Source organism: Mycobacterium sp. 1274761.0, from assembly GCF_001668615.1.
In the GTDB taxonomy this organism is placed as follows: Bacteria; Actinomycetota; Actinomycetes; order Mycobacteriales; family Mycobacteriaceae; genus Mycobacterium.
Genome location: NZ_LZMC01000062.1, coordinates 1 through 21,763, shown reverse-complemented (window position 1 = coordinate 21,763; position 21,763 = coordinate 1). Strand labels below are relative to the sequence as shown.

The window sequence follows — 21,763 nt, the reverse complement described above, 5'->3', positions numbered from 1 at the left end:
CGCTAGCCCAGCGTTGCCATCCAGTGGTCGGCGAGCGCGCCCACCCAATCGGCGGCTATGCGTGCGTCCTCCGGCGGGCTTTCGACAAGCACCAGTTCATCGACGCCCACAGCGGCCAGGTGGACCGCATCGCGCCGCGTCAGATCCCGAAGCGCCACCGCAAGCCGCAATTTCGCCGGATCGCGACCCCGCTCCCGACACAGGTCACGAAGGAAAGCCACGCGTTCGACGACCTCATCGACGCTCTCCAGATTGAAGCCGTACCAACCGTCACCCCAAGCCGCTACCCGCCGTAGCGCAGCATCGCTGTTGCCACCGAGCACGATCGGAACTCGGCGACTCAGTACAGGTTTCGGATTGACCCGTACCGCGTCGAACCGGACGAACTCACCATCGAATGTCGCGACATCGTCGCGCCACAACGTGCGAATCGCCTCGACGTACTCCGCAGTGCGGACTCCTCGCCGCTCGAAGGGCACGCCGAGCGCATCGAACTCCTCACGCGACCACCCGACCCCGATACCCAATGTCAGCCTGCCTCCGCTCAGCATGTCCAGCGTCGCGGCTTGTTTGGCGACCAGCACCGGATTGTGCTCCGGCAACAGCAAGACTCCCGTCGCAAGGCGAATCGAGGAGGTGGCGGCGGCCGCGAAACTCAACCCGATCAGAGGGTCGATCCAATCAGCCTCCGCGGGAACGGCGATCCGGCCGTCCTCGGCGTAGGGATATCGCGACTTGGACTCGTCGACCATCACGACGTGCTCCCCCGACCACAGTGTGGCGAATCCGGCGTTATCAGCCGCAGCCGCAACCGCGTCGATGATGGAACGTCGAGCCCCGTTGCCGATACCCAGCGCGTGCAAACCGAGCTGCATGCAGCGATCGTCTCACGGGGTCAGCAGCCCGACCCCCGCGCCGAGCAGCGCTACCACCTTGACGATCTCGAAGCCGACGTACACGAAGTGGGCGTGCGACCGCGGGCCCTCCCCGCCGGCCAGCACCGTCTTGGACCGTTTGGTCAACCGAGGTCGGACGGCCAGCACTTGGATCAGCAGCGCGAGCACCGCCACACCCGCAGCGATACGCGCCAACGCAGGCGGCGGCTCGAGGACGAGCGCGACCACGATGACGACAGCGAGAACGACTTCGCAGGCGTTGAGCGCACGAAACACCAGGCGACCGATGCCCAGACCGATCGCGAGGGTGACGCCTGGGGCGCGGAATTTCAGCGGCGTCTCAAGGAACGAGATCGCGACGACCATGCCCAACCAGACGAAGTCCGCCGCCACGGCGACGGCGGATTCAGGGCTCACGGCCGCAGCCTACGTGAGCAGGTTCGCGAGGACGGCGGCGTGGCTACCGTGAAGGTCGCGGGTGGCGGTCACGAGTGTGACCGGGCCTGCGCGTACCGCGTCGCGCAACTCGTCGAGCGCCGCGGCGGCGGCGGGCGTCTGCAGTTCGGCTTCGTAGCGGGCGGCGAACTCCTCGAAGCGCTCTGACTTGTGCGAGTACCACTTCCGCAGGTCGGTCGACGGTGCGACGTCGCGCAGCCAGCGGCCGACGCGCGGGTCGCCCTTGCGGAAACCCCGGGGCCACAGCCGGTCAACGAGGATGCGTTCGCCATCGTCGTGGCTGGTGTCGTACACCCGCGAGAGGGTGATCGGGTGGTTGCGGCTCATCGAAGTGGAATCGTAGAAGCATGAACGTCGATCGGGTTGCGGAACTGCAGCGCTGGGAGGAATCGGGAGCGGTCTGGTCGCTGGTCTCGCGCACCAAGCATCGGGTGACTATTGCGTTGTTGCGCTGTGACGGCGGTGAGGAGGTTGACCGGTTCACCTCCGACGATCCCCGGCTGCTCGAGTACGTCGGTCAACGATTCGGTAGCACGGACGCAGTGCAGCTGGGAAAGCTTGTGTTCGTTCCGGTCGTCGAGGCGTTGGAGCTGGTCGGTGAACCCGTCCGCCAGTACATCGAGCGATGCGGCGGGGACGGCCTGTGGGTCAGCGAGATCGACCCGGATCTCGCTGACACCCAGGCGTTCTGTGAGCACTACGACGCCGGGCTGGATATCTCGGCAAACTGCGTGGTCGCCGAGGCCAAGCGTGCCGACCGGGTCTGGCACGTGGCATGCATGGTGTTGGCGACCACGCGCGCCGACATCAACGGCATTGTGCGCAAACACGTTGATGCGCGCAAGATCTCGTTCGCATCCATGGATACGGCCGTGTCGCTGACCGGGATGGAATACGGCGGCATCACCCCGATCGGGCTTCCCGACGGGTGGCCGATTCTGGTCGACGAGAACGTCGCGGATCAGCAGCAGCTCATCATCGGCAGCGGAATCCGGGGCTCGAAGCTGCTCGCCTCGGGGGACGCGCTGGTCGGCCTGCCTGGTGCCGAGGTGCTGGCCCTCACCAAGGCCTAATTTTTTTCTAGCCGGCGGTCACCACCAGCGCTGCCTCGTTGTACGGGTGCAGCCGGTACAGGAGCTTGGCCGACGTCACGAGCGGCGCGGCTTCGGCCTTGCTCACTATGTGGGGCTCGGTGACCGGCACGGTCTTACCGTGCTTATGAACCGTCGCCGATCCCTGCGCCAAAACGTTCTTCACCCAATGAGATTCGGTCCCGTACCCAATCAGGATCACGTACCCGTCGTCGGTGTCGAAGATGTTTAACGGCGTGCGATACCGCTTCCCCGACTTACGCCCGACATGCTCGACATAGCCAACCGTCGGCGCCCATCCGCCGAATGCCACCGCGAGCGGATTGGTGATCCGACGATTGAAGCGCGCTACCGCGCGAGGAACCCGCATCGACTACCTCCCTGGGCCCGAGACTGCGATGGCACGGAAGGCGTTGACCAGCTTCGAAAGCTGTTCAACCGCCTGCTCGGGCTGCTGCGGCAGCCATCCGCCCAGTCGAATGTCGGTGGCCCCGGCGGCGAGTTGTCTGGCCGCAGGAGCAAGCGACGCTTCCACGTCGATGGCGCTGTCAGCGCCCTTCTTCAGCACCGCGGTGCCCTGTACCTGCAGCCCGCTTGGGTCACCTCCCGCGTCGGCGATGGCCTGACGCATCGCTGGAATCGATTCCTCGAGGTTGGTGATCGCCGGCCCCCACGGGATCCACCGGGTGCCGAAGGCGCTCAGCCGGCGAGCGACGCGCTTGTTCACGGTGCCGCTGATCCAGATCGGTATTCCGCCCGGTTGAACGGGTTTCGGCATTTGGTGGATTCCGTCGAAGGTCAGTTCGGGCGAGGCGTACTCGGCGCGCTGTTCGGTCCACAGCGCGCGGCAGACCTCCAACGTGTGGTCCAGCAGCCGTCCCCGATCCTCGAACGACAAACCGACGGCCTCGTACTCTTCGCGTTGCCAGCCGACGCCGACACCGAGATCGACGCGTCCGCCCGAAAGCACATCCAAAGTGGTCAGCTGTTTGGCGAGTACGGCCGGTCGTCTCAGCGCGGCGAGCAGCACAGCGGTTCCTAGCCGTATGTGCGACGTGGTGGCGGCCACCGCGGTCAGGAATATCAACGGCTCGAGCCAGATCCCGTCGGGTCCCGTCGGCTGACGTCCGCCGGCGGTGCCGCCGATGGACGGATCCGCGTAGGCATCGAGATTCTCGCCGAATACGAGGTGATCCGACACGACGACGCGGTCTACGCCGGCCTCGTCCATGGCGCGAGCCAGTTGCAGCGTCGAATTCCACTCGGTGGTCGGCTCGTCGCTGAATGTGCGGAGGTACAGCGAGAGCGTGGAACTACGCGTCATGGCGCCGGTCTTGCCGGAACAACTCGGGACATGCCACGAAGTATCCATGGTGTCCGCCTGGCCATCACCGCGACGGCGCGATCGGCGCGACGCATGCCGCTGCGAGGTCCGGGGGTGGCAACTGAGGTGAGTTCCGCCTCGGCAGAACCAGCTTGCGCACCATGACGATCGACCGCCAATAACTGCCAACGTCCCGGCACACCGCGCAGTTCGACGACGCCGCGGTCGTCGAAGCCGGTCCCTGAACCGACGACGAGGTCGCGAACGGTGCGGGATACCAAGATCTCGTTCGCATCTGCCTGTCCGAGGATGCGGGCCGCGATGTGTACGGCGATTCCGCCGATGTCGTCGACCATCAGCTCACACTCGCCAGTGTGTATGCCGACGCGGATCGCGATGCCGAGCTTTTCCGCGTCGTCGCGCAACGTCTCCGCGCACCGGATGGCCTGGGTCGGGCCCTCGAATGTCACAAGGTGGCCGTCGCCGGTGCTCTTGACCACGGTGCCACCGAAGCGACCCGTGGCCTCTTCGGTGACCTCACCAAAGCGCTGAAGCAGCGCACGCCACCGTTCATCCCCGGTTGCTGCCGCCCGTTCGGTCGACGCGACGATGTCGGTGAACAGCACGGTCCGCAGCGCCCGGTGCGACTGCACCGGCACAGCGTGGGATCCGGTAAGCAGCTTTTCGATCTCCGCGGCGATCCGGTCCGGCTCGGTAAACCAGGGCGCGTGGTCGGCGCCGTCGAGCTCGACCATCGTAGCCACCGGAATATGGTCGGCGAGGTAGCGCCCGAACTGCACCGGGACACCCGGGTCGTCGCGGGCGTGGACCACCAGAGTAGGCACCTTGATCGAGGACAGGATCGGCCTGACGTCGATCCGAAATGTCGCCTCGAGTGCCACCCGCGCCATTCCGGGGCTGGCACTCATCCGCTCCAACATACCCAGAAGGCGTGTCGACGGCACCGAGGACAGAAGGCACCTGGCTGCCTCGCCACTGCCCCATGAGGACACGACTGCGCGACCGAACTTCTGAGTCCGTTCGATCTGTTCGGTTGACGGCGCGTAATTCTCACCGAGCTCATTCACAGCGCGCTCTCGGAGTTCGGCCGGATCGGCCTCCATGTCGTCCCAGCCGACGGCGGGGTGATAAGCAGTCGTCCCTGTGAGGATCAGCGCCCGGGTCCGCTCCGGCCGCGTCGCGGCAAACAAAATGGCAGCAGGTCCGCCTTCGCTCACCCCGAGCAGCGCGGCTCGCTCGAACCCCGCCGCATCCATGACCGCCTCGATTTCGGCGGCGCGATCATCAAGGGTGCGGACCCCCGGCACCGGGTCCGACAAGCCCACGCCGGCCTTGTCGAACAGCAGAATGCGAGCAAAAGCGCTCAACTTCTCCATCAGCGAGCCGAATTCGGGCATCGACCAATACAGCTCGACATGGCTGGCGAAGGAGCCTGCCCAGACCAGCTCGATGGGCCCGTCGCCGAATACCTGATACGCCAGGCTCAGGTCACCGCACGGCGCGTACGACGTTTCGGGCACGTCATTGAGCGTAATTGACTCCTGTGCCAAAGTTCGGAGATGACGGGAAGCCGTAACGACGTTGCGGTCATCGGAGCCGGTCCCGGAGGGTTGGTGGCGGCGCGGTGGCTGTTGTCCGAAGGCTTCGAGCCGACGATCTTCGAGCAGGGCCAGACGCTCGGCGGCCAATGGACGGGTCTGGATGGCATCAGCGGCGTGTGGCCCACAATGCACACCAACACCAGCCGGATTCTCACGTCCTTCAGCGATCTGGAGCCCGAAACCGACGCTGTCTTCCCGTCCAACCGCGAGATCCTCGCCTACCTGCATCGCTACGCCGACACCTTCGGCCTGACCTCGCGCATCCGTCTCGGCACCCAGGTCGATCTATTGAGCCGAAGCGACGGCCGATGGCTCGTTGGGCATTCCGGCTCGACCGAACGTTTCGAACGCGTAGTGGTGGCCAGCGGCAGGTTTCAATCGCCATATCTGCCTGCGATTGCCGGGCTCGACACGTTCACCGGCTCGGCGGGAGTCACGTCCACCTATCGATACCGGGACCCGTCGCCGTATCTCGGCAGACGGGTGCTCGTCGCAGGCGGCGCGATCAGCGCACTCGAAATCGCCTCGGAATTGGCACAACTCGGCGCGACAGTCACCCTCACCCAACGGCGGCAGCGCTACGTCCTGCCGAAGTTCGCCGCCGGTGTGCCGTCGGACTCCCGCATCTTCACACGGTACGGCGTTTTGGCAGACGAATGCCTACCTCCGCGGGAGGTCGACCGACAACTCAAAGAGATCGTGGTGGAGGCGGGTGGCAGCCCCGAGCAGTACGGTGCACCCGCACCGGATCCCTCACTGTTCGCGGCGGGCATCACACTCGCGCAGCACTACCTGCCGCTGGTTGCGGAGGGCCGAATCACAGTGCGGCCGTGGCTAACTGGCGTTGACAGAAACATCGTGACCTTCGCCGACGGGTCCGCCGACCGCTTCGACGGGATCCTGTTCGGCACGGGCTTCACGCTGCACCTGCCGTTCCTCAGCGACGACATCCGCTCCATACTGGGGCTCGACGCGGTGCATCTCGATGCTTACCGCTACACCTTTCACCCGGATTTGCCTGGTCTGGCGTTCGTCGGCATGTGGGACCAGTCGGGCGGATACTTTGTGCCGCTGGAACTTCAGGCGCGCTGGATTGCTTACACCTGGTCGGGTGTGATCCCGCAGCCCAGTCTAAACGAACAACGGGAGGCTATCGACGCCTACCGCGCCCGACGCGGCATGACACAGAAGACGCGAATGAACCTGGTGGCGTTGATGTTTGCGAGAGCTTCCGGTATCGAGCCGGACCTGGAATCCTGGCCGGATCTGCGCCGCGCTCTGTTGTTCGGTCCCCTGGCGCCGAGCTGCTTCCGGCTACAGGGGCGCGACGCACTTGCCGACGCTGCGGTCCGATTCGGTCGCGACGCCGCGACTTTCGGCGCGATCACGTCGAACGAGTGGACCGAGCGGGAGCAGAAATACTGGTCACTTATGAGAACCGGTTGAGCGGGCGTATCGCTCCACAAGCGTCCGCTTATAGAGTTTTCCGGCGTCAGTCCGAGGTAGCTGCTTTTCGAAATACACGGCGCGCGGACACTTGTAGTGCGCCAGGCGATTCCGTAGCCACGCAATCAACTCGTCGGCGAGTTCGCCGGAGGCCAGCATGAAATCGGTGAGCTGCACCACTGCGATCACCGACTGACCCATCACGTCATCTGGAACACCGACTACCGCCGCGTCGACGATGAGGGGATGCGCAACCAGCTCGTTCTCGACCTCTTGCGGATAGATGTTCACACCGCCGGAGATGATCATGTGATTGCGACGGTCGGTGAGGTAGAGGTATCCGTCCCCGTCCACATAGCCAACGTCGCCGACGGTGACCCAGCCTTCAGATGTGCGCGACTGCGCAGTCTTGGCTGCATCGTTGTGATATTCGAAGGGATACCCGCCCTCGTAATAGATCTCGCCGACCTCACCCGCGGGTAATTCGACTCCGCGGTCATCGAGGATATGCGGTACGCCCAACATCGGCTTCCCGACCGAACCCGGGTGCTCGAGCCACTGCTCCGCTCGGATGAATGAGATCCCCGCCCCTTCCGACGAGCCGTAATACTCGTCGACGATCGGGCCCCACCAGTCGATCATCTGGCGTTTGATGGCAGGCGGACACGGCGCCGCTGCATGGACGACCCTCTGAAGGCTCGACAGGTCGTAACGCTGCCGCACCGCGTTCGGCAGCCGCAACATCTTCACGAACATCGTGGGAACGAACTGCGCATGGGTGACGCCGTAGCGCTCGATGCACTGTAACGCCTGCTCGGGATCGAACCGTTCCATCATGACGACGGTTGCGCCTACCGCCTGGGCCGCCATCGTCCACATCGCAGGTGCGGTGTGGTAAGTAGGTGTCGGGCTCAGATACACGGAACGGGTTGTGACGCCGAGTGCTTCGAACACCGGCGTCGTCAGCTTGGTGCCAGCGCCAGCCGGACTGAGCGGTCTGCGTATACCTTTCGGCCGTCCCGTGCTACCCGCCGAGTACTGCAGCAGCTGTCCGTCACGGTCGTCAGGGATCGGATCCGTTGGTTCACCGAGTACGCATTCAGGATAGCTCTGCCATCCCTCCAGCCGGTCGTCGGCGATCAACTTGAGGGGCGGCATATCGTCGGCCAGAACGCCGGGAAGTCGTTCGCAGATGGCCCGCATGGCCCGCGACGAGATGAGGGCGTGGGCGCCGCTGTCGGAAACGATGTAGGCCACCTCGGAGACAGACAGGTGGATGTTGATCATCGTGTAGTACAGCCCGCTCCGCCGAGCCGCCCACATTGCCTCGTGGATGTGTTCGTTGTTCTCCATCAGGATCGCGACGGTGTCCCCCGGCTCGAGTCCGGCACGGCCGAGAAAGTGCGCGAGGCGGTTGGCGCGGGCATTGAGGTCTTCGAACGCCACGACCTTGCCGGAAGGATGAAGTATCACGGCGGGTTTCGCGGTCATGCGTCGTCGGCTGCCCAGGGGTTGTCCCAGCGGTCGACCACCGCGATTTCGGCTAGGGGCTTGCGACGCACCGGGTGATGTTTGCCCCTCGGCCAGCCCGCAGTCACCAAGGTAGCGATCCGCCAATCGTCTGGTATCCCGATCAGGGCGCGCAACTCTTCGTCGCACGCGTCGTGCCAAAGAGTGATCGCCGCACCCAATCCCTGCGCGCGCGCTGCTAGAAGGAAGTTCTGCACCGCGGGGAAGATGGATCCGCCGTTCTGGAGATCGCTCGCCCCGCGTTGCGGTTGCACGCAGAACAGAACGCAGACCGGAGCGTCGCCGCCGACATTCATGTGTTCTGCCATCGCACGCAGCACTCGCGATTTCGGGTCGGTGGCGTCATCGGCGGGCGGCTGAAATTTGTAGAAGTCGGCCATGACCTTCCAGGTCTTCTGCGCTGCGGCGGTGACCACGTTGCGGATTTCAGGTGATCGCAACACGATGAGCCGCCATGGCTGCTGATTGCCGCCCGACGGCGCCCACGTCGCGGCAAGTAGGCACCGCTGTAACACCTCATCGGGAACCGGTTCGTCGCGATAACGGCGCACAGCAGACGACGTACGCATCGCTTCGATGACATCGAGTGTCATGACACGGCCGTCGACGGAAGCACGCCGCGCCAAGTCCCCCCGCGGACTGGACCGGTGACGAGGGGAAGGTCGAGGGTGGACAACAGTCCCGGGGGCGCGGCCATCACGGCGGGTATGGCGTTCAGCTCACGCATGACCGTCGCGTACGTTAGGCCGCGCATGTTGCTTCCGCGCCCGTGCATCTCGATGTCGACGGTGTAGGTCGGCAACCCGTCCACGATCACCCGGTAGCCACCGTGCGGAGAAGGGTGCCGCGGCCAGTCCGGGGCCGACCCTTCACCCATCCTGGTGACGTGCTCGAGGACGACGCGTTCTTCGTCGTCCAGGATGCCGGCGAGCTTGAACCGCATTCCACCCATGGTGCCCGGCTCCACCCAGCCGGATGCGACCTCGTATCGCTCTGGCGCCAGCCACTTTTCGATCGTCGTCTCGACGCGATCCAGCGGCACCCCGACGCCGTCGGCCACGAGGTGGACGGTCGGCGCCCACAGCGCGGCGAGCCGCTCGGTATCGAACAGCGGCGCCGGATGATCGGGTGGATGACCGAACCCCATGAAGTCGAACATGATGTCCGGCTGATTGATCGGGCCGTAGTCCAAGATCTCCAGCATGGTGATGCTGTCGACTCGACTGCTGAAACCGGTCATGGTCAGCGCGATGACATCGTTCGCCCACCCGGGGTCGACGCCACTGTTGAAGAAGCTGCTACCGCCCTCCTTGCACGCCGCGGCGATGAGATCGACGGTCTCCTTATCGGCCGCCGGCGGGTAGCACATCGGCACCAGGGAGGTACAGACGACGTCCTTGCCTGCCCGCAAACAGCGCGCGATGTCCTCGGCGGCTTCGCGGTACCGATAGTCACCGGAGGCGAAGTAGGCCACGACGTCGGCATCCGACGTGAGCGCCGCATCGATGTCCCGGCTGGCGATCACGCCTGTGGAGGGCATACCGCAGAGGTCCCCCGCATCCTTGCCTTCCTTGGCCTCGGAATACACCACCACACCGGTCAGTTCGAGACCAGGATGAGCTATCAGGGCACGCAGGGCACCGACGCCGACCTGCCCGGGTCCCCAGAGGATCACCCGCGGGATATGTTGGCCGTCTGTCATGTGCACCTTCCCAGCCGATCACGCCCGACCACTGTGAGAACATACCTTCTCAGTTATTGATAACACCATTGCCGATTCAGAAGATCCGCGGAGGCCAAGATGACCGACTACCAGTTCCTGAAATGGGAGACGTTCGACGACGGGACGATCGTCCGCATCTCGCTCAACAGGCCTGAGCAGCGCAACGCGCAGAACCGCGGCATGCTAGTCGAACTGGACGACGCGTTCGGCAGGGCAGAGGCCGATGACACCGTCCGCGTGGTGATCCTCGCCGGCGAGGGACCGATGTTCTCCTCGGGCCACGATATCGGGTCCAAACAGGCCCGTGCGGAGTTCACCCCCGGCCCGGATCAGCACCCAACAGCCGCAATCAACGGCGGCACCCGCGAGGGCGCCGAGAAGATCATGCTGCAGGAATGGCACTACTTCTTCCAGAACAACCTGCGGTGGCGCAACCTGCGCAAGATCACCATTGCGCAAGTGCACGGCGACGTGTTCTCCGCGGGGCTCATGCTCATCTGGGCCTGCGACCTGATCGTCGGCAGCGAGGAGGTTCGCTTCGCAGACGTCGTCGGCACACGGTTGGGAATGTGCGGCATGGAGTACTTCGGCCACCCGTGGGAGTTCGGGCCGCGCCGCACCAAGGAGTTGATGTTGACCGGCGATGCCATCGGCATCGAGGAGGCCTACCGGCTCGGCATGGTCAGCAAGATCTTCACACGAGATGAGTTGGCCGATCGCACAATCGACATGGCACGCCGCATCGCCGAAGTCCCGACCATGGCCGCCCTGCTTATCAAGGAGTCGGTCAACCAATCCGTCGACAACATGGGCTTCTACAACGCGCTGCAGTCCTGCTTCACGCTGCACCAGTTGAATCACTCGCACTGGGTGGGGGTGCGCGAAGACAAGCGCGCGACCGCGGGCGAAGAGCAGGGGGTCCCCAACTGGCGCACTGCTCCCCCCATCGTGCTGTCTGTCAAAGACCAAGTGCGGGCGGACGCATGACAGCCGAGCCACAACCCATGGATGTGACCCTGCCAGGGCACTTGTTCGCCCAGTTGCCGTTCTATGACGTGACGGACACCGACGACACCGTCGTCGTCGACCTGCATAACCGACCTGATCTGGTGAACCTGCGGGGTGCGATCCAGGGCGGTTTGGTCGCGACGCTCATCGACGTGGCGGGCGGACGACTCGCCGTCAAGTACGCCGGCGAGGGCGCGGGCGCAGGCACCGCTGACATGTCGATTCACTTCCTCGCACCGATCGTCGAGGGACCCGCGCGCGCGACCGCCACCTTGGTTCGCGCGGGAAAGCGGATGATCGTGGTCGCCGTCGACGTTTCAGACATGGGCCGCAGCCGCATTGCCGCGCGGGCGACGCTGAGCTTCGCGATACTCCCACCGCGCGAGCCCGATCAGCCGGCGACAGTTCCATAACGGGCATCGGCGACGCGGTCCAGCGCGACCCCCGCGTCGCCGAAGACCATCGCCCACCCACGAACCCTGCGGTAGTACAGCTGGATATCGCCCTCCATGCCGAATCCATAGCCGCCGTGAATGTGCAGACTGCGGCTCGTGGCGTCGCGCGCGGTCTCGTAGGCGAAGGCGAAAGCCATCGCCGCCAACTCCGTGACGCGGGCCGGCTCATCGGCGAACGCACACGCCGCCTCGAAGGCCAGCAGCTGGGCACCGTCGACCGCAGTAGCGCTGTCCGCCAACGGATGTGACACCGCCTGAAAAGAGCCGATGGAAGTTCCGAACGCGTGCCGTTGCTTGGCGTACTCGACACCCAACTCGACAGCCTTGCGCGCCGCCCCGGCGAGGGCCGCCGCGGTCAAGGTCAGCCACAGGTCCACGGCGGCGGAGTAGAGGAGTCGGCCACCGTTGCCGTCGGCGAGGACCACGGCGTCGCGCACTTGAATATCCGCCAGCGGAAGAGAGCCGAGATTGTCGATGACGTAACGATCATCGCCCACCGGGACCGCGACCACCACCTCATCGACGAATGCGACCACAACGTCTGCGACCGCGCCGGCCGGGACGACGTGGAGCACATCGCCGCGAGCCGGGCGCGGGGTGAAGGTGACGAGCGCGTCGCCCGCCAGCACGTCAGCCAGCAGGTCTGCACCCGGTTGCCCGCATGCGCTGAGCAACTTGGCCCCAACCTGCGCCTCGATGACAGGCGCGGACGCGACCGCCCGACCGTACTGTTCGGCGATCAACGTCAGCTCGAGTTCTGTTGCGCCCCAGCCACCGGCGACCTCGGCGACGGCCATCTCCACGGCGCCGGTTGATAGCAACACAGCCCAGAGCTTGGGATCGAACCCCGACGGCTCCGCAGCGCGCACCCGTTCCGATGTCGACTCGCGCCCATAGATCGCCGAGAAAGATTCGACGAGCTGTCGCTGCTCGCCGGACAGGCTCAAGTCCACTATCGAGTCCGATCACGTGCGGATATGGTTACTCTCATTATTGAGAGTAACATTTTCATCCGCGCGGTCCGCCGGGCCCGGTGACAGATTGGTTCGCAACCATGCACTTTCAGCTCGACGCCGACACCGAGGCGTTTCGTGACGGCGTGCGAGAGCATCTCGCCTCGGTCCTGACAGATGATGTCGAGGAGCGGATTTACCGCAGTGGCGTCGCTCACGACGACGACTTCGCGAAGGGACTCGTCGACGCGGGCTATTTCGCACCGGGCTGGCCTGCGGAGTTCGGCGGGCAGAACCGCACCCCGTGGGACGAGCAGGTGCTGCAAGAGGAACTCATGCGCGCCGACGCCCCGGTGTATCTGTCCGAGACCACACGCATGGTGGCCTCCATCATCCGCACCGTCGGCACGCAGATGATGCAGGACCGGATCCTTCCGGGCGCCATGAAAGGTGACCTCACCATCGCCCTCGGTTTCACCGAGCCCGAATGCGGCTCCGACGTGGCGGCGGCATCGACGCGAGCGGTGCGCGACGGCGATCAATGGGTCATCAACGGCTCCAAGATGTTCACCACCAACGGGCACATCGCCGATTATGTGTTCCTGCTGGCCCGTACGGATCCCGACAAACCCAAGCACAAGGGCCTCACGATGTTCCTCGTTCCGCTCGACTCGGACGGGTTCGACGCGCAGGCGGTGGGGACGCTCTCTGGTGAGCGGACGAACATCACTTTCTACAGCGATGTCCGCATCGGTGACGAGTGGCGCGTCGGCGATGTCGACGGCGGCTGGCAGGTGCTCGGACTGTCGCTGCAGGACGAGCACGCGTCCGGGTGGGGCCCACACATCACCCGCCTGCTGCACCACGCCGAGCGGTGGGCCATGAAGACCCCGTCCGACGACGGATCGCCTCAACTCACTAAAACTGATACCCGGCGTCGAATCGCCAGAGTCGCAATGGAAGACGAGGTTTCGCGACTGCTGCAACGCCGATGCGTCTGGATGATCTCCGAGGGTCGGGTGCCGGTGGCGGAGGGGCCCATGTCCAAGGTGTTCAGCACCGAGGCGCTGGTGCGCGCCAGCCAGGACATCGTCGAGCTCGTCGGGCCCGACGCTGTGCGAAGCTACTTCGAGCCGAGGGCGCCCGAGCAGGGCCGCTTCGAACACCTCATGCGCTTCTCGCTGGGAACCACCATCTACGCGGGCACCAGTGAGGTGCAGCGCTCGATCATCGCCCAGCGCGGGTTGGGCCTACCCCGTTAGCTTGCGCGGCTTGCGCGGGGCAGCCTTCTTCGGGGCGGCCTTGGCGGCGACCGCCTTCGTCTTGGTGGGGCCGGCCGGCGGGGTGAGCGCCTGCAGACACCACGCCCACAATTGGTCCTCGGTGAGCTCGGCGCCCTTAACGCCCAAGTGGAACACACCGATCTGGGCCAGTGCGATGAGAGTCGAATTGAGTAGCGTGGTCAGCTGGGCCGGTGTCATGTCCTTGCGGACAAGCCCTGCCCGTGAACACGAGGTGAGGATCTTGGTGAGCAGCTTCTGGTGCGGCTCCCAGATCTTGGCGAAATCGGCCGGTCGTTCGATCTCCAGACTCAAGTTGTAGATCGTCATGACCCGGCCGCCAATGGCCTCGGATGACTCGGCGCGAGAGAGAAACCCGCGACAGAACGCTTCGAGCTGTGCCATCGGACCGTCCGCGGCGGCGACCTCGTGCCGGATGGCCTCGATGAACTGGCTTGTGGCGTTCTCGTAAAGCGCCAACAAGAGTTCTTCCTTGCCCGCGAAGTGTTGGTAGAACGCGCGCAGGCTCAGGTTGGACCGGTCGATCAGCGTCTGGATCGTGAAGTCTGCCCGTCCGGACTCCTCGACCAGCTCGAGCGCGGTGGCCAGGAACCTCGAGCTGCGCGCCAATGCGCGTGCCCGCGCCTGGCTGAGCCGCCGCTCGATCGTGCGCTCCTGCCAGCTGGTGGGCATCTCAAGTTCGGCTTCGACGAGCTCGAGCTCGGCGTTGGGTTCTTGTCCGGCGCGCTTTTTGGCAGTCATGATGGACTGAGAATACGCGTTCTTCGCCTGCGCCGTCGGACCTACCTACGCGCGTATGTTGACATGCTCGGCGTCCGCAGCACCGACGCGCACCGACACACGGCAATGCGCTACTCTGGAAACGGCCATTCTCGCTAGCGGGAATTCAAGTTCTACATAGATGATGTGACAGTCGTCTTCGAAGGAGTGCAGCGTTGAGTGCAGACATCCTGATCGTTTCGCCGGACGACCACCTTGTAGAACCGGCCGATCTGTGGACCAGCAGGCTGCCCGAGCGCTACCGGGACGTCGGACCGCGCATTGTCCGGCATCGCGGGCGGATGGACCCGTCGGTGACGTCCGACGTTGCGTTCGTCGACGACGAAGGTGGTCGCGAGGCCGACATCTGGCATTACGAGGATTCGATAATCCCCATTCCGCTCATCAGTGCGGCCGCCGGCTACGAGATCGACGAGCTGACCACCGATCCGATCACCTACGACGAGATGCGACCCGGTTGCTACCGTCCCGCGGATCGGCTCGCGGACATGGACATCGCCGGGATCGAAGCGTCGGCGTGTTTCCCGAATACCCTCGTCCGCTTCTGCGGCCAACGCTTCCTGCACGGCAAGGACAAGGACCTCGCGCTGCTCTGTGTGCAGGCCTACAACGACTTCCAGATCGACGAGTGGGGCGGCGATTCCAACGGCAGGCTGATTCCGCTTGGCATCATTCCGCTTTGGGATGTCGATCTGGCCGTCAAAGAAGTAGATCGGGTGGCAGCCAAGGGGATGCCTGCCGTGTGCTTCTCTGAACTACCGGCTCGCCTCGACCTACCGTCGATTCACAGCGGCTATTGGGATCCGTTCTTCGCCGCCTGTGAGCGCAACGACGTCGGCATCATGTTGCACATCGGGTCCAGTTCGTCGCTCACCAAGTCCTCGCCCGACTCTCCGCACGTCGTCACCAGCGCGCTGATGGCGGTCAACTGCACCATCGCGCTCGTGGACTGGTTGTTCTCCGCCAAGCTCAAGCAGTTTCCGAAGCTCAAGATTGCGTTCGCGGAGGCGCAGGCCGGTTGGATTCCCTACTACCTGCAGCGCGTGGACGAGGTTTGGGAGGACCGGCGCGCCTGGGGCGGCATACACCCTCTGCTGACCGAGCCGCCGAGCACCCAGGTGCCGGGTCGCGTGTGGTTCTCGACGTTCGGCGACCCGGTCGCCTTCCGCATTCTCGACCTCGTCGGCGAGGACCAGCTCATGTTCGAAACTGACTACCCGCACAACGACACCAACTGGCCGCACAGCATGGACGTCGCCAATAAGGCGACCGAGGGGCTCGACGAGGCGACCAAGCGCAAGGTGCTGTCAACCAACGCCAAAGACTTCTTCGGGCTGGCGTAGCTTCTCCTCGCGAGCAGACGCAAGTGCATCGCGACACGCCGTAGAGAGTGTGCGTTTGCGTCTGCTCGCGGTTGGAAGCTACAGCGCCTTCCAGTCCGGTTTGCGCTTCTCTAGAAACGCGCGGGGGCCTTCGATCGCATCCTTGGTCAGCGCGACCTTCATTCGGTAGTTCTCTGCGAGCAGCTCGGCCTCGTAGATCGGCAGTGTCAGTCCCTTGCGCACCGCCATGCGCGAACCACGCACCGCCAGAGGCGCATTCGAGTTCACCACATCGGCGACCTCCCACGCCCGGTCCATCAGCGAGTCATGCGCAACGACTTCGGTGAAGACGCCCAGATCGTAGGCGCGCTGAGCGTCGAGTCGCTCGTGTTTGCCCATCAGGATCAGCCGCATCGCGACAGGTAGCGGCAGAATCCGCGCGAGTCGCACACCTTCGCGGCCTGACGTCACGCCGATACTCACGTGCGGATCCATCAGAGTCGCGTGCTCGGACGCGATGGTGATATCGGCCGTCGTCACGAGATCCATCCCGGCGCCGCAGGCGATTCCGTTCACCGCGCAGATGATCGGCTTCGTCATCTGCAACCATGGCGGCGTCGCCTCCTGCGGCGCATCCCACTGTCGCATCGAGCTCAGAATCGGCTCTCCCTGGTTGTCGATACCCGGCGCGTTCTCCATGTCGTGGTCTGCGGCTTTATTCACGTCCGCCCCGACGCAGAGTGCGCGGCCGGCCCCGGTGATGATGACCGTCCAGACGTCCTGGGAGCGTTCGATCTCTGCGTAGGCAACCGTGAGTTCGGCGATCATCTCGTCGTTGATCGCGTTGAGCACCTCGGGGCGGTTGAGCGTCACGCACGCGGTGTGACCCCTCGTCTCGACCTCGATCGTGTCGAAATGCGTCACGTCGCGTGGCTCCTGTTCTCCGACCCCAGCGATTCTGAAGTGGCGTCTGGACGGAACCCGAGAATGTCGTTGAACCGCTCGCAGTAGCGCGGCCAGACATCCGGGTTCAACAGCCGCGGTGGCATGCCTCCGTCGAAGATGGTCTGCCATTGAGTGGCGGTGGCAATGGCGATGTCGCGGGCCGCCTCGACGGTGATCCCCGCGGTGTGTGGTGTGGCCACGACGTTGTCGAGATGCAGCAGCGGGTTGTCCGGGCGCGGCGGCTCTTCGTGGAAGACGTCCAGACCTGCACCGGCAATGTCTCCGCTGACGAGCGCGTCGAGTAGCGCCCCCTCGTCGTGGACCAGGCCCCGCGCCGTCGTGATGAAGAAGGCCGTCGGCTTCATCGCCGCGAATTGGGCAGCCCCGATCAGGCCCCGTGTTTCGGCGGTCAGCGGGCAGGTGACCTGAACGAAGTCCGCCTGCTCGACCAACTCGGTCAGGCCGACCAGCCGCACATCGCGGGCCTTGGCAGTCGCCTCGTCCAGGTACGGGTCGAACACCAAGACTTCCATTCCAAACGGTGCGCACAGCTCGACGAGCCGGCCTCCGATGGCGCCGAGACCGATGACGCCGAGCGTCTTGCCCAGCAGCTGAGTTCCCCGCAGCACCAGTCGATCTGCTAGGGGTCCGGCGCGCAGCACGCGGTCGGACACTGTGATCTTCTTCGCGAGGTCGAGCATGAACCCCAGTGCATGCTCGGCGACGGCTTCAGCACCGGGTCCGGAGTTGTTGCATACGGCGACGCCGGCCCGCGTGCACGCTTCGACGTCGATCACGTCGTAGCCGGCACCGGCCGAACACACGGCCAGAAGCTGCTCGCAGCGCTTCACCAGCGCCGAGCCGGCGAGCCACTGTGCACCGCCGGCATGTCGAGCAACGTCGGTACGGGTCGCGACCTGATACCCGTGCGCCGACTTCAACGCCGCCCAGTTCTCTTCGTCCGACGCATTCAGATCGAGCCTGACGACGTCGATATCGGAGACCTCGAGGATGTCCCCGGCGACCGGATCGGTCCAGCGTTCGTAGACCAACCGCGGGCGGGTGCCAGCGGTCATTTCTTCAACTTGGGTTTTGCCTGGGCTGCCTTGAACATGTCGGCGAGGGCGGCGTCGACGTTCTTGTAGTCGTTGCGGGCAATGGCGCCGTCTCTGCCCTCCACGATGTCGTACCCGAGCCGCAGATCCTTGTTCTCCATGTGGAAGTACTCCCGGCCGATCGGCAGTCGCCGGTCTTCGCGAGGCACCTCCATCCACGCGCGCAGGAAGCAACGAGCCTTCTTGGGGTCGTTGCTGCTGACGAAATCCGATCGCGAGTGGCACATCGCGAAGTTGTTGGCCACGGCGGCTTCGCCCGACTCCAGACGGAACTCGACCTGCTGTTCCACGAGGATGGTGCGCAGCAATTCGACTGCTTCCTCCTCCTTCGGCGTGAATTCGCGACCGATGGTCTTCATCGCGGGCAGGATGCTGCTGTACGTGAAGTTGATGCAGATGCGTCCGTCGATCTGCGAGAAAACCGGCACGTCGTAGGGCGTGACGTCCGGTTGATCATCGGGCTGCTCACTGCGACGGTGATGTGGGAACCCCTGGTACAGCACATCGAGCAGATCGGGCCGTTCGGCCAGTATGCGGTTGTGCGCCGCGGGGCCGCTGGCGAACTGGCTCTCGCCGCCCTGCGCCGCCGGATAAACGCACAGCAGAGACAAGATGTCCGCGGCGTCGTTGTGCATGGCGAGCTCGGCCCGTGATTTGGTGCCCCTGGCAGGTTGCACGCCGTTGGGCAGGATCTCCTCCTGCACCCGCACCATCCGGTGACCGAACGAGTTGTTCGACACCAGGTATCCCAGATGGGTGCAGAACGCCCAGTAGATGCGCTCGAGGTCCTCGATCGAATGCTGTTCGACGGGAAACCCGCGGACGCACGCCAAACCCTTGCCGAACATCAAGTCCCGGTACAGCCGCGACAAATCGTCGTCCAGATCCGGATGCCGCGCATCCTCTGGTGTGATCTCGTCGCGGTCCTTGCCAGCGGTTTTCGCCAGAATCGATTCCAGCGCAGCAACATTGCGGGAGGACAGGTCGAACGCGAAATCTTCCTTGCTGGTGAAGTCGGCGCCCGTCCACGCCATCGGATCGGTGACTTGTTCAGTGTAGATCGCGGTGGGCATCCGTCCTCCTGTTTCGGTGGAGAGGCTATCGTTTGGTGCTACGGCTCGAGCCCCCGCAATGCGCGTGCGCGGGTGGTGGCCGCCTCGGTCATCATCCCGACATCCGTGCCTGCCGAAATGAATCGCAGACCTTCGCCTACGAACCGTTCGAGCAGGTCAAGGGACTTGATCCCGGCCATTCCCAGCGCCACGCCGTGGGTGCGACAAGCCGCTGCGACCGATTCTACTGCATGGTGGAAATGAGCATTCTCATACTGCCCATGAATACCCATTTCGGCTGTCAGGTCGCTGGCGCCGATGAGGACGATGTCGACCCCGGCCACCGCCGAAATGCCCTCGCAGTCGGCCACCGCTTCAGGGGTCTCGATCATCACTGCCACCACGGTGCGCGCGTCGAGAAACTCGGTGAGATCGGTCGCCGACCGCTGCCCGTAGCCGCTCACCGCGTTGGGACCCGAAATCGAGCGACGGCCCAGCGGCGGAAAACGCGTCGCGTCGACGATCGCATCGGCTTCACCCACCGAGTTCACATGCGGCACAATGACTCCCACTGCACCACCGTCCAGCACGCGCGCGATGACGCTGGGGTCGTGCGACGGCACCCGCACCAGCCCCGATATGCCGGCGCCTACTGCGCCTGCACACAGCATCGACGCAGTCTCCAACGAGGTCGATGTGTGTTCGAGGTCGACATAGACGGCGTCGTACCCGCAGGCCGCTGCAATGGCAGGCACGTCAGGCGTTCGCGCGTTCATCAACGCCAGGCACAGCACCAGTCCGTCACCACGTAACGCCTCCCGCAGCGATCCCTGCACACGCCTACGGTAACTGACTGAGAACGTTCATTCCATCAAGTCGTTAACGCCATTATCGATGTGGTAACCATGACGTATGTCAGCGCACCGTGTCGCGATCGTCGGCGCGGCCTTGTCCGACTGCGGGCGGGTGCCCGACAAGACCGCCGTGGCCCTAATGGCTCAATCGTCGCAACGTGCCCTCGCCGACGCCGGCCTGACCAAGGACGACATCGACGGATTCGGCGGACACGGCGCTCTACTGCCCCCCGTCGAAGTGAGCGAGTACCTCGGCCTTCGACCGACGTGGGTCGACGCCACCAACGTCGGCGGGTCGTCGTGGGAGGTCATGGCCCGCCACGCTGCTGACGCGATCGCGAGAGGTGACGTCGACGTCGTACTCCTGTCGTACGGATCGACGGCCCGTTCCGATGTGAAGCGCCGAGTGCGGACGTCAGCTGCCGCCATGAGTACCGCGGGCGCGATGCAGTACGAAGCCCCTTACGGCGCAACGCTGATCGCGAAGTACGCAATGGCGGCCCGGCGACACATGATCGAATACGGCACAACGGTGGAGCAACTGGCTGAGGTCGCGGTGGCGGCGCATGAGTGGGCTGCGATGAACGAGAAAGCATTTGAGCGCGAACGCATCACCGCCGCCGATGTCGCCGCCGCGCCGATGCTGGCCGAGCCGTTTACGTCAAAACACGTCTGTCTGCGCACCGACGGGGGCGGAGCCGTCGTGCTCGCCAGCGAGAAGGTGGCCAAGAACTGCGCCAAGGAGCCGGTCTGGATCCTGGGTGCCGCCGACGCGGCCTCGCACGTGAGCATGAGCGAATGGGACGACTTCACCACCACAGCGGCGGCGCAGTCGGGACCTCGCGCCTTCGCCCGGGCCGGAGTCAGCCCGGCCGACATCGATGTGTGCCAGCTCTACGACTCGTTTACCTCGACGGTGTTGCTGACCGTAGAGGACCTGGGCTTCTGCGCCAAGGGTGAAGGCGGACCGTTTATCGAGTCGGGGGTGCTGCGACCGGGCGGAGCGCTGCCCACCAACACCGACGGGGGCGGTCTGGCATCCTGCCATCCCGGCATGCGGGGGATGTTCCTGATGGTCGAGGCGGTGCGCCAACTCCGGGGCGAGTGCGGAACACGCCAAGTGGACGACGCTCGCCTTGCTTGTGTGCACGCGATGGGCGGGTTCTTCACCCACAGCGCCACCATGGTTCTGGGTGCGAACTGATGACTGTGCCGACCGGCCCGGACAAGCCGACCATCGACTTGGACAGTGCGGCCTGGTGGGACGCGGTGCAAGACCGCCGCCTGATGGTCAACGCCTGCGGATCCTGCCGACGCAACTCGCTCTACGCGCGCCCGTTCTGCCCCCATTGCTGGAGCCCCGACGTCGCGCTGAGCCAGGCCAGCGGCCGGGCCCGACTCTACACCTGGACGGTGATCCACCAGAACACAGCGCCTTTCGCTGATCGGACCCCGTACATCGTTGCGATGGTCGACCTCGAGGAAGGACCGCGGCTCATGACGGAAATACAGAATTGTCCGGTCGACGCCTTGAAAGCGGACATGGAACTCACGCTCACATTTCGAGACGACGACGGCTTCCTCGTCCCCGTCTTCACGCCCACAACAGAAACCGCTCGGAAGGAAACCCATGAATAAGAAAGACATGATCCTGGTCAGTGTCGATGACCATATCGTCGAGCCGCCTGACATGTTCACCAATCACCTGGCCAAGAAGTATCTCGATGACGCTCCGCGGCTGGTGCACAACCCCGATGGCAGCGACACCTGGCAGTTCCGCGATGTGGTGATCCCTAACGTCGCGTTGAACGCGGTGGCGGGCCGGCCCAAGGAGGAATACGGTTTGGAGCCCCAGGGGCTCGATGAGATCCGGCCGGGTTGTTACAACGT

General features: G+C 64.6%; 23 protein-coding genes and 2 pseudogenes. 10 read left to right on the top strand and 15 right to left on the bottom strand.

Going from position 1 to position 21,763, the window contains the following annotated elements:
- Nucleotides 1-2: 2 nt before the first annotated feature.
- Genes A5651_RS12555 through A5651_RS12545 form a run of 3 tightly spaced genes read right to left on the bottom strand, consistent with a single transcriptional unit; the run spans nt 3 to nt 1,679 of the window.
- Nucleotides 3-875 carry an LLM class F420-dependent oxidoreductase gene (locus A5651_RS12555; protein WP_066980584.1) on the bottom strand — a complete coding sequence of 291 codons (873 nt, stop codon included), beginning with the start codon at nt 873-875 and terminating at the stop codon, nt 3-5.
- 12 nt (nt 876-887) lie between these two features.
- Entirely contained in the window at nt 888-1,313 is a 426-nt protein-coding gene (locus A5651_RS12550) for a hypothetical protein (protein WP_156662856.1), read from the bottom strand.
- Nucleotides 1,314-1,322: 9 nt separating this feature from the next.
- Nucleotides 1,323-1,679: a DUF488 domain-containing protein gene (locus A5651_RS12545; RefSeq protein WP_066980581.1), complete on the bottom strand. Its 357-nt coding sequence runs from the start codon at nt 1,677-1,679 to the stop codon at nt 1,323-1,325.
- 20 nt (nt 1,680-1,699) lie between these two features.
- On the opposite strand from A5651_RS12545, the pseudogene A5651_RS26425 reads away from it, so the two are divergent.
- Nucleotides 1,700-1,891, top strand: a pseudogene (locus tag A5651_RS26425) (hypothetical protein); the annotation flags it as partial.
- A gap of 3 nt (nt 1,892-1,894) precedes the next feature.
- On the top strand, nt 1,895-2,425 hold the full coding sequence (locus A5651_RS12540; RefSeq protein WP_066981158.1) for a YbaK/EbsC family protein: 531 nt from the start codon (nt 1,895-1,897) through the stop codon (nt 2,423-2,425).
- Between the two features lie 7 nt (nt 2,426-2,432).
- Here A5651_RS12540 and A5651_RS12535 read toward each other — a convergent pair whose 3' ends face one another.
- Genes A5651_RS12535 through A5651_RS12525 form a run of 3 tightly spaced genes read right to left on the bottom strand, consistent with a single transcriptional unit; the run spans nt 2,433 to nt 5,308 of the window.
- On the bottom strand, nt 2,433-2,813 hold the full coding sequence (locus A5651_RS12535) for a nitroreductase family deazaflavin-dependent oxidoreductase (protein ID WP_066980578.1): 381 nt from the start codon (nt 2,811-2,813) through the stop codon (nt 2,433-2,435).
- Nucleotides 2,814-2,816: 3 nt separating this feature from the next.
- Nucleotides 2,817-3,767 (bottom strand): TIGR03619 family F420-dependent LLM class oxidoreductase, encoded by a 951-nt coding sequence (locus A5651_RS12530; protein ID WP_066980574.1) that lies wholly within the window; start codon nt 3,765-3,767, stop codon nt 2,817-2,819.
- Nucleotides 3,764-5,308 carry an adenylate/guanylate cyclase domain-containing protein gene (locus tag A5651_RS12525; protein WP_066980571.1) on the bottom strand — a complete coding sequence of 515 codons (1,545 nt, stop codon included), beginning with the start codon at nt 5,306-5,308 and terminating at the stop codon, nt 3,764-3,766. Before A5651_RS12525 ends, A5651_RS12530 begins: the two co-directional genes overlap by 4 nt.
- A 39-nt stretch (nt 5,309-5,347) precedes the next feature.
- On the opposite strand from A5651_RS12525, the gene A5651_RS12520 reads away from it, so the two are divergent.
- A complete protein-coding gene (locus A5651_RS12520) occupies nt 5,348-6,835 on the top strand; it encodes an NAD(P)/FAD-dependent oxidoreductase (protein ID WP_066980568.1) in 1,488 nt (495 codons plus the stop codon).
- Here the strand turns inward: A5651_RS12520 and fadD4 are convergent.
- The 3 genes from fadD4 to A5651_RS12505 are packed head-to-tail and all read right to left on the bottom strand — an operon-like array spanning nt 6,815 to nt 10,040.
- Entirely contained in the window at nt 6,815-8,326 is a 1,512-nt protein-coding gene (gene fadD4 / locus A5651_RS12515) for a fatty-acid--CoA ligase FadD4 (RefSeq protein WP_066980565.1), read from the bottom strand. The genes A5651_RS12520 and fadD4 overlap by 21 nt on opposite strands.
- On the bottom strand, nt 8,323-8,958 hold the full coding sequence (locus A5651_RS12510) for a nitroreductase family protein (protein ID WP_231988672.1): 636 nt from the start codon (nt 8,956-8,958) through the stop codon (nt 8,323-8,325). Before A5651_RS12510 ends, fadD4 begins: the two co-directional genes overlap by 4 nt.
- Nucleotides 8,955-10,040, bottom strand: coding sequence for a dihydrodipicolinate reductase (locus A5651_RS12505; protein ID WP_066981152.1), 1,086 nt, complete (start codon nt 10,038-10,040; stop codon nt 8,955-8,957). Before A5651_RS12505 ends, A5651_RS12510 begins: the two co-directional genes overlap by 4 nt.
- A gap of 126 nt (nt 10,041-10,166) precedes the next feature.
- On the opposite strand from A5651_RS12505, the gene A5651_RS12500 reads away from it, so the two are divergent.
- Nucleotides 10,167-11,075, top strand: a complete 909-nt coding sequence (locus tag A5651_RS12500; RefSeq protein WP_066980562.1) for an enoyl-CoA hydratase — start codon at nt 10,167-10,169, stop codon at nt 11,073-11,075.
- A 17-nt stretch (nt 11,076-11,092) separates the two neighbouring features.
- Complete coding sequence (locus tag A5651_RS12495) at nt 11,093-11,509, top strand: PaaI family thioesterase (RefSeq protein WP_066981148.1); 417 nt, start codon at nt 11,093-11,095, stop codon at nt 11,507-11,509.
- Here A5651_RS12495 and A5651_RS12490 read toward each other — a convergent pair.
- A complete protein-coding gene (locus tag A5651_RS12490; RefSeq protein ID WP_066980559.1) occupies nt 11,488-12,504 on the bottom strand; it encodes an acyl-CoA dehydrogenase family protein in 1,017 nt (338 codons plus the stop codon). The two genes, A5651_RS12495 and A5651_RS12490, sit on opposite strands and share 22 nt — an antisense overlap.
- A gap of 80 nt (nt 12,505-12,584) precedes the next feature.
- Between A5651_RS12490 and A5651_RS12485 the strand changes: the two genes are divergently transcribed.
- Nucleotides 12,585-13,766 (top strand): acyl-CoA dehydrogenase family protein, encoded by a 1,182-nt coding sequence (locus A5651_RS12485; RefSeq protein WP_231988671.1) that lies wholly within the window; start codon nt 12,585-12,587, stop codon nt 13,764-13,766.
- Here the strand turns inward: A5651_RS12485 and A5651_RS12480 are convergent.
- A complete protein-coding gene (locus A5651_RS12480) occupies nt 13,755-14,546 on the bottom strand; it encodes a TetR/AcrR family transcriptional regulator (protein ID WP_066980553.1) in 792 nt (263 codons plus the stop codon). The two genes, A5651_RS12485 and A5651_RS12480, sit on opposite strands and share 12 nt — an antisense overlap.
- 194 nt (nt 14,547-14,740) lie before the next feature.
- On the opposite strand from A5651_RS12480, the gene A5651_RS12475 reads away from it, so the two are divergent.
- Nucleotides 14,741-15,928, top strand: a complete 1,188-nt coding sequence (locus tag A5651_RS12475) for an amidohydrolase family protein (RefSeq protein WP_066980550.1) — start codon at nt 14,741-14,743, stop codon at nt 15,926-15,928.
- A 78-nt stretch (nt 15,929-16,006) separates the two neighbouring features.
- Here A5651_RS12475 and A5651_RS12470 read toward each other — a convergent pair whose 3' ends face one another.
- From A5651_RS12470 to A5651_RS12455, 4 genes are read right to left on the bottom strand one after another with little or no spacing between them, the layout of a single operon-like run.
- Complete coding sequence (locus A5651_RS12470; RefSeq protein WP_066980548.1) at nt 16,007-16,831, bottom strand: enoyl-CoA hydratase/isomerase family protein; 825 nt, start codon at nt 16,829-16,831, stop codon at nt 16,007-16,009.
- On the bottom strand, nt 16,828-17,928 hold the full coding sequence (locus A5651_RS12465) for a hydroxyacid dehydrogenase (protein WP_066980545.1): 1,101 nt from the start codon (nt 17,926-17,928) through the stop codon (nt 16,828-16,830). The genes A5651_RS12470 and A5651_RS12465 overlap by 4 nt, the downstream gene beginning before the upstream one ends.
- Entirely contained in the window at nt 17,925-19,040 is a 1,116-nt protein-coding gene (locus A5651_RS12460) for a TauD/TfdA family dioxygenase (RefSeq protein ID WP_066980542.1), read from the bottom strand. Before A5651_RS12460 ends, A5651_RS12465 begins: the two co-directional genes overlap by 4 nt.
- 38 nt (nt 19,041-19,078) lie before the next feature.
- On the bottom strand, nt 19,079-19,855 hold the full coding sequence (locus A5651_RS12455; protein WP_066980539.1) for an HpcH/HpaI aldolase/citrate lyase family protein: 777 nt from the start codon (nt 19,853-19,855) through the stop codon (nt 19,079-19,081).
- Nucleotides 19,856-19,931: 76 nt separating this feature from the next.
- On the opposite strand from A5651_RS12455, the gene A5651_RS12450 reads away from it, so the two are divergent.
- The 3 genes and pseudogenes from A5651_RS12450 to A5651_RS12440 form a co-directional block, all read left to right on the top strand.
- Nucleotides 19,932-21,077, top strand: coding sequence for an acetyl-CoA acetyltransferase (locus tag A5651_RS12450; protein ID WP_066980536.1), 1,146 nt, complete (start codon nt 19,932-19,934; stop codon nt 21,075-21,077).
- On the top strand, nt 21,077-21,511 hold the full coding sequence (locus tag A5651_RS12445; RefSeq protein WP_066980533.1) for a Zn-ribbon domain-containing OB-fold protein: 435 nt from the start codon (nt 21,077-21,079) through the stop codon (nt 21,509-21,511). Before A5651_RS12450 ends, A5651_RS12445 begins: the two co-directional genes overlap by 1 nt.
- Nucleotides 21,504-21,763 (top strand): annotated as a pseudogene (locus A5651_RS12440) (amidohydrolase); the annotation flags it as partial. The gene A5651_RS12445 and the pseudogene A5651_RS12440, both read left to right, overlap by 8 nt.

Coding starts and splice junctions, on each gene's coding strand:
- A5651_RS12555 (WP_066980584.1), bottom strand. CDS start 875: ATGCAGCTCGGTTTGCACGCGCTGGGTATCGGCAACGGGGCTCGACGT.
- A5651_RS12545 (WP_066980581.1), bottom strand. CDS start 1,679: ATGAGCCGCAACCACCCGATCACCCTCTCGCGGGTGTACGACACCAGC.
- A5651_RS12535 (WP_066980578.1), bottom strand. CDS start 2,813: ATGCGGGTTCCTCGCGCGGTAGCGCGCTTCAATCGTCGGATCACCAAT.
- A5651_RS12530 (WP_066980574.1), bottom strand. CDS start 3,767: ATGACGCGTAGTTCCACGCTCTCGCTGTACCTCCGCACATTCAGCGAC.
- A5651_RS12520 (WP_066980568.1), top strand. CDS start 5,348: ATGACGGGAAGCCGTAACGACGTTGCGGTCATCGGAGCCGGTCCCGGA.
- fadD4 (WP_066980565.1), bottom strand. CDS start 8,326: ATGACCGCGAAACCCGCCGTGATACTTCATCCTTCCGGCAAGGTCGTG.
- A5651_RS12510 (WP_231988672.1), bottom strand. CDS start 8,958: ATGACACTCGATGTCATCGAAGCGATGCGTACGTCGTCTGCTGTGCGC.
- A5651_RS12500 (WP_066980562.1), top strand. CDS start 10,167: ATGACCGACTACCAGTTCCTGAAATGGGAGACGTTCGACGACGGGACG.
- A5651_RS12495 (WP_066981148.1), top strand. CDS start 11,093: ATGGATGTGACCCTGCCAGGGCACTTGTTCGCCCAGTTGCCGTTCTAT.
- A5651_RS12480 (WP_066980553.1), bottom strand. CDS start 14,546: ATGACTGCCAAAAAGCGCGCCGGACAAGAACCCAACGCCGAGCTCGAG.
- A5651_RS12465 (WP_066980545.1), bottom strand. CDS start 17,928: ATGACCGCTGGCACCCGCCCGCGGTTGGTCTACGAACGCTGGACCGAT.
- A5651_RS12460 (WP_066980542.1), bottom strand. CDS start 19,040: ATGCCCACCGCGATCTACACTGAACAAGTCACCGATCCGATGGCGTGG.
- A5651_RS12450 (WP_066980536.1), top strand. CDS start 19,932: ATGTCAGCGCACCGTGTCGCGATCGTCGGCGCGGCCTTGTCCGACTGC.
- A5651_RS12445 (WP_066980533.1), top strand. CDS start 21,077: ATGACTGTGCCGACCGGCCCGGACAAGCCGACCATCGACTTGGACAGT.